Raw genomic sequence first — 9,473 nt, 5'->3', positions numbered from 1 at the left:
TCGTCTTGATGCCCTTGCGCCACGCGTAGATCTGGGCCTTGTTGATATCGCGCGTCGTCGCGGTGTCCTTGAAGAACAGCGTGAGCGACAGGCCCTGGTCCACGTGCTGCGTGGCCTCGGCGTAGGTGTCGATGATCTTCTCGTAGCCGATCTCGTACGCGTCCTCGTAGTAGTCGAGGTTGTCATTCGTCATGAACGGCGCCGGGTAGTACACGCGACCGATCTTGCCCTCCTTGCGGATCTCCACGCGGGAGGCCACGGGGTGGATCGAGGAGGTGGAGTTGTTGATGTACGAGATCGAGCCGGTCGGCGGCACGGCCTGGAGGTTCTGGTTGTAGATCCCGTGCTCGGCGACCTGCGCCTTGAGCTCGAGCCAGTCCTCCTGCGTCGGGATGTGCACACCGGCGTCCGCGAACAGTTGCGCGACGCGCTCGGTACGGGGCGTCCACGCATGCTCGGTGTACTTGTCGAAGTACTCCCCAGTCGCGTACTTCGAGCGCTCGAAGCCGGCGAAGGTGCGGCCGCGTTCCTTCGCGATCTCCATCGACGCCCGCACGCAGTGGTAGGCGACGGTGTAGAAGTACATGTTCGTGAAGTCGAGGCCCTCCTCGGATCCGTAGTGGATCCGTTCCCGGGCGAGGAAACCGTGGAGGTTCATCTGCCCGAGGCCGATCGCGTGCGACATGTCGTTGCCGCGGGCGATGGACGGGACGGAGTCGATCTCCGAGGTCTCCGCGACCGCAGTGAGACCGCGGATGGCGGTCTCCACAGTGCGACCGAAGTCGTCCGAGTCCATCGTGAGGGCGATGTTGAGCGAACCGAGGTTGCAGGAGATGTCCTTGCCGACCACGGAGTACGAGAGGTCCGGGTTGTACTCGCTCGGCTCCGAGACCTGGAGGATCTCCGAGCACAGGTTCGACATCGTGATCTTGCCGTCGATCGGGTTCGCCCGGTTCACGGTGTCCTCGAACATGATGTACGGGTACCCGGACTCGAACTGGATCTCCGCGAGGGTCTGGAAGAACTCACGCGCGTTGATCTTCGACTTGCGGATGGCCGGGTTGTCGACCATCTCCTCGTACTTCTCCGTCACGGAGATCTCCGTGAACGGCACACCGTAGACCTGCTGCACGTCGTACGGGGAGAACAGGTACATGTCCTCGTTTCGCTTCGCGAGCTCGAAGGTGATGTCCGGGATGACGACACCGAGCGAGAGCGTCTTGATCCGGATCTTCTCGTCGGCGTTCTCGCGCTTCGTGTCGAGGAACCGGTAGATGTCCGGGTGGTGGGCGTTGAGGTACACCGCGCCGGCCCCCTGACGCGCACCGAGCTGGTTCGCGTAGGAGAAGGAGTCCTCGAGGAGCTTCATGATCGGGATGACGCCCGAGGACTGGTTCTCGATCTTCTTGATCGGGGCGCCGGACTCACGGATGTTCGTGAGCGAGAACGCGACACCACCGCCGCGCTTGGACAGCTGCAGGGCGGAGTTGATGGAGCGACCGATCGACTCCATGTTGTCCTCGATGCGCAGGAGGAAGCAGGAGACGAGTTCGCCTCGCTGCTTCTTGCCGGCGTTGAGGAAGGTCGGGGTGGCCGGCTGGAACCGCCCGGCGATGATCTCCTCGACGAGCTGGGTCGCGAGAACCTCGTCACCACGGGCGAGGAACAGCGCGACCATGACGACACGGTCCTCGAACCGCTCGAGGTACCGCTTGCCGTCGAAGGTCTTGAGCGTGTACGAGGTGTAGAACTTGAAGGCACCGAGGAAGGTCTCGAACCGGAACTTCTTCGAGTACGCGAGCTTCGAGAGCTTCGAGATGAACTCGAAGGAGTACTGGTCGAGCACCTCCTTCTCGTAGTAGTCGTGCTTGACGAGGTACTCGAGCTTCTCCTCCAGATCGTGGAAGAACACGGTGTTCGTGTTCACGTGCTGGAGGAAGTACTGGCGTGCGGCCTGCTTGTCGCGTTCGAACTGGATACGCCCGTTCGCGTCGTACAGGTTGAGCATCGCGTTGAGCGCGTGATAGTCGAGGTCGGTGTCCTCGCGGATGATCGCTTCTAGATCGCGGTCTTCAGCTGTGGTTGACACAATGAATCCAATCCTTTGTCGACATCCCGCACGTCGTCCGGAGTTCCCAGCAGCTCGAATCGATAGAGCACCGGAACTCCGCACTTGGCCGCCACGAGATGCGCCGCTTTGCAATAGTTCTCGCCGAAGTTGGTGTTGCCGGCCCCGATCACACCCACGAGGTGTTTCCGATTGGACTCGACATTCAGGAATTTGATGACCTGCTTGGGCACGGAACCCCGGTTGGGGCCGGCCCCGTAGGTCGGGGTGACGAGCACGAAGGGCTCGTCCACGAGGAGGGTGTCGTCCTTCGTGAGCAGCGGGATCCGCTGGTGCGGATGCCGCAGCTTCTGCACGAATCGATGGGTGTATTCGGAACTGCTCGAGTAGTAGACGACGAGCACGGGGCTCACCCCATCACAAGGACGATCGGTCGGTTACGGGGACGTACGGGGAAGCAGGAGTGCAGGGCGGGTGCCCGACGGATCAGGCGACGCCCGCGGAGGCCGAGGAGTCGGCCGAGAGCGTGGCGATCTTGTCCGGGCGGAAACCCGACCAGTGGTCGTTGTCGGTGACGACGACCGGTGCCTGCATGTACCCCATCGCCTTGACGACGTCGAGCGCATTCGGATCCTGGCTCAGATCGACCGAACGGTACTCGATGCCCTTGGCATCCAGAGCCCGGTAGGTGGCGGTGCACTGGACGCACGAGGGCTTGGTGTACACGGTGATCATTCGTTCCTCCGTCGATCTCGGTGGGTGGCGCTCTTGTGTGGCCCGTGGCCGTTCGGAACCGTCCGGCGGGCCGTGTCGCGGTGTCCCGGACGGTGCTCCGCACGACTCCCGGGACGCTTCCCGCAAGCCCCTCGGAAGGTTACTCACGAGTGAATTCCGGGGATCCCGGGAACCGGGGCCGAACCACTAGATGTTGTGTTCGGAGTCCAGGCTACCCCTAGATGGTGTGTTGCACCAGTGTAATTCCCGTGCGTGCGAGGGGTCATTCACAGGCTCGGGAAAGGCCGTGTCAGGACCTCCACAGTGGGGTGAACGACATCGGTGTCGTTCCCTTCCGCACGAATCCGCGGATCGCGCAGTCGGGGGTGTCGCGGACCGTCCACCGCCGTCCCCAGAACGCCGCGCGTTGTCCACAGGAAAAATCCATTCTGTGAATCCGCCGACGTGAAGAGCCCCACCCGCACCCCTCGGACCGGACGCGGACCCCGCGAGCCGCGCACCCGACACGGCTGTGCTCGCGCCGCACGGTCCTGTGCCGGGATCGGGACAGCGTTCCCCGGGAGCACGGAGGCGCCCCGGACTAGGGTGGAAGGCACGGTGTCACGCCCGCGACGAGAGGACCCCTCATGACCCACCCCGCACACCCGCACCCGCAGCAGCCGGGCGGCATCGGCAGCGCAGGAGGCCCCGGTCCGATCGGTTCCGGGGCTCCCGTTCCTCCCACCGGCCCGCCCGCTACGGCCGGCCCCCTCTCCCCCGCGCCGACGAACCCGGCACCGCACGCCGGCTCCGCACAGCCCCCGGCCTCCCAGGCCTCCGCCGCGCGCACTGCGACCCCGATCGACGTCCCGGCGAACACCGCGGAGATCGGCCATGCACAGAAGATCCTCTCGGACGTCGAGAAGTACCTCGACCACTTCGTCGTCGGTCAGGCCCGTCTCCGGGAGACTCTCGTCCTCGGTCTCCTCACCGGTGGCCACCTCCTTCTCGAGAGCGTGCCGGGCCTGGCGAAGACGACGGCCGCCTCGGCACTCGCGAATGCCGTGCACGCGGAGTTCGCCCGCATCCAGTGCACCCCCGACCTCCTGCCGAGCGACATCATCGGTTCGCAGATCTACAACTCGCGCACCGGCGGCTTCGACATCCAGCTCGGCCCCGTGCACGCGAACCTCGTCCTGCTCGACGAGATCAACCGCTCGAGCGCGAAGACGCAGAGCGCGATGCTCGAGGCGATGCAGGAGAAGCAGACGACCATCGGCGGCCACCGGTACGACCTGCCCGCGCCGTTCCTGGTGATGGCCACCCAGAACCCGATCGAGCAGGAGGGCACCTACCAACTGCCCGAGGCCCAGCTCGACCGCTTCATGATCAAGGACGTCCTCGACTACCCGACGCCCGAGGAGGAGATGGAGATCCTCCGCCGCCTCGACAAGGGGGTGTTCGACGCGGACGAACGTCCCGGCCCCGCGTGCGACCTCGACGACGTACGGACCCTCCAGCAGACCGCCCGCAACATCTACGTCGACCCGGCGATCAGCCGGTACCTCGTCGAGATCGTCACCGCGACCCGGAACGCCGGCCGGTACATCGGCCCGCTCGCCCGGTTCATCGAGTGCGGCGCGTCCCCGCGTGCCTCGATCGCCTTCACGAACGCCTCCCGGGCACTCGCGATGATCCGTGGCCGCAACTACGTCATCCCCGAGGACGTCAAGGACCTCGCGGTCCGGGTGCTGCGCCACCGCATCATCCTCGGCTTCGAGGCGGTCGCGGAGAACGTGCCCGTCGAGCACATCATCGGTGAACTCCTCAAGGCCGTGCGGACCCCCTGATGGCGGCACTCCTCACGAAGGTCAAGGCGCGCATGACCTTCCATGCGCACCGGAAGACCCGCGGGCTCCTCGAGGGCGAGTACGCGTCCGTCTTCCACGGCCACAGCATGGACTTCGACGACCTGCGCGAGTACGTGCCCGGCGACGAGATCCGCGACATCGACTGGAAGGCGACGGCCCGACACTCTACACCGCTCGTCAAGCGGTACGTCGCCCACCGCAGGCACGCCCTCGCGCTCCTCGTCGACACCGGTGCGAACCTCGATGCGGTCTCCGAGTCCGGAGAGCCCAAACGCGAACTCGCCATCATGCTCGCGGGGATGGCCGGGTACCTCGCGGTGCGCAACGGCGACGACGTCATGCTCATCGAGGGCGACGCCGCCGGCACCCGGTACTCCGAGCGCAAGGGCACCGAGGCGCACCTCGAGCACCTCCTGCGCCGCATCCAGGGTGCGGGGACGCGCCCGGCGGTGGGCGCCTCGGTGGGGGTTCCGGGCCCGGAGTCCGGCCCACGGGGCGGGGCGCCTCGGCCTCCCGAGGCGCCCGCCGGCAGCGACATCGCCGTCCAGTTGCGCTGGGCGGCCGAACACCTGCGGCGGCGGATGCTCCTGCTCGTCATCGCCGACGACGTCCGACTCGCCGGCCTCGATCCCACACTCCTCACGCGCCTCGGTGCGCAGCACGAACTCATGTGGATGACGATGGCCGACGCGGACCTGTCGACGTTCGCGGGCGCGAACGGCACCCCGTACGAGGTCACCGACTCCCGCTCCGTCGGCGTCCCCGACGAACTGCTCGTCGGCGACGACCTGTGGAAGGAGTACCGCACGGCGGAAACCGCACGGATCGCCGCGAACGAGGAGGTCCTGCGGAGGAACGGCGTCGCCCATGTGCGGGTCGGGAGCACCGGGGACGCGCTCATCCAGCTGCGCCGACTCATGAGGAGACAACGACGTGGGCGGAACTGAACTGCATCCGGCGATGGCCGCCTCCTCGTGGTGGCTCGCCCTCGCGATCCTCGGCGGTTTCGCCGCTCTCTTCCTCGTCGGCATCCCGCTGTGGCGCTTCTTCATGCGCCGCCGCGGCACGCCCGGGGAGTTGTCCGCGGTACCCGAACACGTGAGGACCGAATACATGCACCGGATCGACGAGGTCGCGAACCGCTGGCGGGCCGGAGAACGCAGCGACCGTGAACTCGCCCAGGACCTCGGCGTCGTCGTCCGTGACTTCGCGAAGTCCGCATGGGACATCCGGATCGACCACATGACCCTGCGTGAACTCCACTCGAGCCGGATCCGGCCGATCGCGGAGGTCGTCGACCGCCTGTACGCCGCGGAGTTCTCCCCCGAGGGCTCCCCGAGCGGCGGCACGGCGGAACTGCAGGCCGCGAAGGAACTCGTGGGACGGTGGTCATGACAGGATTCCCGCACTTCCTCTTCTGGTGGGTCTCGCTCGTCCTGCTCGCCCTCGCGGTGCTCGCGGTGTGGCTGCTGTCCCGCCCGGGCAGGCCGAGCGAGGGGAACGTCCCGGTGGCACACCTCGACCGTCTCACCGCCCTGCCGGCCTTCGCCCGCAGGCGCGCCCGGCTGCTGCTCGGTGCCGTGAGCGCACTCGTCGTCGTCGGCCTCACCGCGGTGATGGCGCTCATCGGCATCGCCCGCCCCTCGTGGACGGAGTCCATCACGCCGGAGAAGAACACGCGTGATGTCATGCTGTGCCTCGACGCCTCGGGCTCGATGATGCCGTACGACGCCCAGATCATCGACTCGTACCTCGAGATGCTCGCGAGCTTCGACGGTGAACGCATCGGGATGACGGTGTTCAACCAGTCCGCGATCATGGTCTTCCCGCTCACCGACGACTACGACATGGTGACGGAGTACCTCGAGGAGGCCCAGCGCGGATTCGAGACCGGCGGGCTCGAGGGCACGGACTTCTTCGACGGCACCGTCGACATGAACGCGCCCGGTTCCTCCCTCATCGGTGACGGACTCGCCTCCTGCCTCGACAACTTCGACCACGACGGCGAACCCCGTTCCCGGTCGGTCGTCTTCGCGACCGACAACCAGGTCGGCGGGCAACAGCTCTTCACGGTCGAGGAGGGCGGTGAGATGGCGAAGGAGAACGGCATCCGCATCTACACCCTGTACCCGGACACCTTCTGGAAGGGGCCCGAGGTCGAGGAGCTCGAGGACGCGGCGACCACGAGCGGTGGTGCGCACTTCGAGATGACCGGGGCCGACGCGGCCGACGGGATCGTCCGCGCCGTCCAGGAGCAGGAGGCCCAGCTCACCGACGACGACCCGGTCGTCGTCGTCCACGACGAACCCGTGCCGTGGCTCGTCCTGTCGTTCGTCGGCGCGCTCGGCATCCTTGTTCTCGCCTGGAGGTTCCGCCTGTGATCTACCAGCCGCTCTTCCCGTTCTCGGTGCTGCTGCCCGTGGCACTCCTCGTCGTCGCCGGGTGCGTCGTCCTCGCCGTCCTCGTCCCGCGCCGCCGACTCGCATGGGTGGTCCGCGCCCTCGCGATCTGCCTGCTCGCCGTCGCCTTCGTCCGGCCGTCCTTCCCCCTGACCGCCATCGCCCACACCGCGGAGTCCGAGGTCGACGTCTTCCTCGTCGTCGACACCTCCGCCTCGATGGTTGCCGAGGACTGGGAGAACGGCGCGCCCCGCCTCGACGGGGTGAAGGAGGACATGGACGCACTCGTGGCTCAGCTGCCCGGTGCCCGATTCAGCATGATCACCTTCGATTCGAGTGCGGCCGTCCGGGTGCCGCTCACCACCGATGCCGCGGCGATCGGCTCCGCGATCGACACCCTCAAACCCGAGCCGACGACGTATTCCGGCGGTTCGAGCATCACGGCCTTCGCCGACGAGCTCGGTGACCGGCTGCAGAAGGCCGAGGAACAGAATCCGCAGAACGGACGCCTCGTCTACTACTTCGGTGACGGGGAACAGACGAGTGAGGACGCTCCGCTCGATGTGAGCGGCCTGGGCGGTTCGATCGACGGCGGCGCGGTGTTCGGATACGGCACCGGGCAGGGCGGTCGGATGAAGGAGACCGTCCTCACCCTCTACGCGGACGAGGAGGAGCCCGAGTACATCCAGGACCCGGCGACGGGGACGGACGCGCTCTCGAGGATCGACGAGGGCGCACTGCAGGACCTCGCGAACGAGTTCGGCACGGACTACGTGCACCGCACCGCGGCCGTTCCCTTCGACACGGCCTACACCGCGCCGGCATTCGAGAGCCACCTCGTGGAGAAGGAGACGGCCGCCGGGTACCGCGAGTTCTTCTGGATCCCGCTCATCGGCTTCTTCGCCTGGGTCGTGTTCGAGGCCGTCCTCGCGACCCGCCGCATCCGCGAGCTCACGAAACTCCACACCACCCTCGCCTCCGGAGGTGCCCGATGACGACGACCACCGACGCGAATCCCCCCGCCGAGGCGCCCCGGGATCCGGACACCGCGGCACCGGACACCGGGTCCGGTGAGCAGTCCACAGGCCGATCCACCGCACCGTCCCGGTTCGCCCGTTTCCGGGCGTTCATCTGCGTGCGTGGATTCGTGTCGATCCTCGTGGGCGTCCTGCTCCTCGGGGTGTGTGCGTACCTCCTCACCGCGTTCTCCGTCATGCGATCCGCGGCACTCGCGTACGAGGCCGGCGACGGCGCGAGGACCGTCGAGCGCTCGGACCTCTTCGAGGAGATCAGTCCCTTCGAGAAGCACAAGCCGCCCTTCAACCGCGGTACCGTCGCCGCCGCCGAGGGGCGCTGGGACGATGCGGAGGGCGAACTGCGCACGGCTCTCGACCTCACCCCGGAGGCCGACGAGTGCGCGGTCCGGCAGAACCTCGCGTTCGTGTACGAGATGCGGGCCGAGGAGTTCAAGGCCGCCGGCGACACCGCGAATGCGAACACGAACTTCGACGAGGGGAAGAAGATCCTCGAGGAGTCACCCGAATCGTGCCGCCCCGAGGGCAGCGCCCAGGACCAGGCCTCCGATCAGGCGTCCGAACGGATGCAGGAGTCCCAGGACGGGATGAACAACCCGCCGCCCCAGGACCAGGGAGAGGGCGAGTCCGGCGACCAGGAGGGCGAGTCCGGAGAGCCGCAGGACGGCGACGGTACCGAGGATGGCGACGGCACCGGCGACCAGGGCGGCTCGGAGAACGAGGAGACCGGTGGCGAGGACTCGGGTGGGTCGGACGGCACCGGTGACGAAGAAGGACAGGAAGGCGAGTCGATGCAGGGTTCGAACGGCGAGGACCCGACCGAGCAGAAACGACAGGAGCTGCGCGAACGCTCGCAGGCCGGCCAGTCCCGCCAGCAGGAAGGTCAGGAATGGGCCGACGGAGGAGGCGGGGCCCCCGTCGACAAGCCGTGGTGAGCGAGGAGCCCGGAGCTTCCGGGGAATTCGCACCCGCATGACCGTGGCCCCACCGGATTCCGGTGGGGCCACGGTCGTCCTCGGCGTTCGCTGTCGCCGGGGCGACGGTGAGTGCGGTTCTCAGTCGGCGCGTTCGATCGTGATGTGTCCGCCGTTCTCGGTGCGGACCCGGCGGTCGCCGTGATCCTCGGCGACCTTGGCGAGTTCCTCCTCCGAGTAGTCCTCGACGTACCCACCGGGTTCACCCGGCACGGTGTCGGAAGGACCCATCGCCTCGGCGAGGGCGTCGTTGACCTTGTCGAGCGTCGAGTTCCCGCTCGACTCCCGGTCCTTGAACTTCTCCTCGTGCATGTCCGGCTTCTCCTCGTGGAACGGGCCGGGATCGTTCTCGCTCATGGTTCCTCCCTCGTTCGTGGGTCACCTGGGTACCTCCACGCTATTGCGCACGGGCC

10 protein-coding genes are annotated in these 9,473 nt (G+C 67.1%); 6 read left to right on the top strand and 4 right to left on the bottom strand.

Going from position 1 to position 9,473, the window contains the following annotated elements; translation table 11 throughout:
- The 3 genes from nrdE to nrdH all read right to left on the bottom strand — a co-directional run.
- The coding region (gene nrdE, locus ABD172_RS13825) for a class 1b ribonucleoside-diphosphate reductase subunit alpha (RefSeq protein ID WP_344310567.1) at positions 1-2,089 on the bottom strand (2,089 nt) is incomplete at its 3' end.
- Positions 2,059-2,472 (bottom strand): class Ib ribonucleoside-diphosphate reductase assembly flavoprotein NrdI, encoded by a 414-nt coding sequence (nrdI, locus tag ABD172_RS13820; protein ID WP_344310565.1) that lies wholly within the window; start codon positions 2,470-2,472, stop codon positions 2,059-2,061. The genes nrdE and nrdI, both read right to left, overlap by 31 nt.
- 82 nt (positions 2,473-2,554) lie before the next feature.
- Complete coding sequence (gene nrdH / locus ABD172_RS13815) at positions 2,555-2,803, bottom strand: glutaredoxin-like protein NrdH (protein ID WP_344310563.1); 249 nt, start codon at positions 2,801-2,803, stop codon at positions 2,555-2,557.
- Between the two features lie 626 nt (positions 2,804-3,429).
- Here nrdH and ABD172_RS13810 point away from each other — a divergent pair.
- From ABD172_RS13810 to ABD172_RS13785, 6 genes are read left to right on the top strand one after another with little or no spacing between them, the layout of a single operon-like run.
- Positions 3,430-4,632 (top strand): AAA family ATPase, encoded by a 1,203-nt coding sequence (locus tag ABD172_RS13810; RefSeq protein WP_344310562.1) that lies wholly within the window; start codon positions 3,430-3,432, stop codon positions 4,630-4,632.
- The gene (locus ABD172_RS13805) at positions 4,632-5,600 is read left to right on the top strand and encodes a DUF58 domain-containing protein (RefSeq protein WP_344310561.1); all 969 of its coding nucleotides are present in this window, start codon (positions 4,632-4,634) and stop codon (positions 5,598-5,600) included. Before ABD172_RS13810 ends, ABD172_RS13805 begins: the two co-directional genes overlap by 1 nt.
- Positions 5,587-6,048, top strand: a complete 462-nt coding sequence (locus ABD172_RS13800; protein ID WP_344310559.1) for a hypothetical protein — start codon at positions 5,587-5,589, stop codon at positions 6,046-6,048. Before ABD172_RS13805 ends, ABD172_RS13800 begins: the two co-directional genes overlap by 14 nt.
- Positions 6,045-7,034, top strand: a complete 990-nt coding sequence (locus tag ABD172_RS13795) for a vWA domain-containing protein (protein ID WP_344310557.1) — start codon at positions 6,045-6,047, stop codon at positions 7,032-7,034. The genes ABD172_RS13800 and ABD172_RS13795 overlap by 4 nt, the downstream gene beginning before the upstream one ends.
- Positions 7,031-8,047, top strand: a complete 1,017-nt coding sequence (locus ABD172_RS13790) for a vWA domain-containing protein (protein WP_344310555.1) — start codon at positions 7,031-7,033, stop codon at positions 8,045-8,047. The genes ABD172_RS13795 and ABD172_RS13790 overlap by 4 nt, the downstream gene beginning before the upstream one ends.
- Positions 8,044-9,021, top strand: a complete 978-nt coding sequence (locus tag ABD172_RS13785; RefSeq protein ID WP_344310553.1) for a putative sodium/potassium/calcium exchanger — start codon at positions 8,044-8,046, stop codon at positions 9,019-9,021. Before ABD172_RS13790 ends, ABD172_RS13785 begins: the two co-directional genes overlap by 4 nt.
- A 120-nt stretch (positions 9,022-9,141) precedes the next feature.
- On the opposite strand, the gene ABD172_RS13780 is transcribed toward ABD172_RS13785, so the two are convergent.
- Positions 9,142-9,417: a hypothetical protein gene (locus ABD172_RS13780; protein ID WP_344310551.1), complete on the bottom strand. Its 276-nt coding sequence runs from the start codon at positions 9,415-9,417 to the stop codon at positions 9,142-9,144.
- Positions 9,418-9,473: the final 56 nt, after the last annotated feature.

The sequence above is a fragment of the Brevibacterium samyangense genome, from assembly GCF_039529845.1.
Lineage (GTDB): Bacteria > Actinomycetota > Actinomycetes > Actinomycetales > Brevibacteriaceae > Brevibacterium > Brevibacterium samyangense.
The sequence above is the reverse complement of the archived record's forward strand: the minus strand, read 5'-3'. Positions and strand labels throughout refer to the sequence as shown.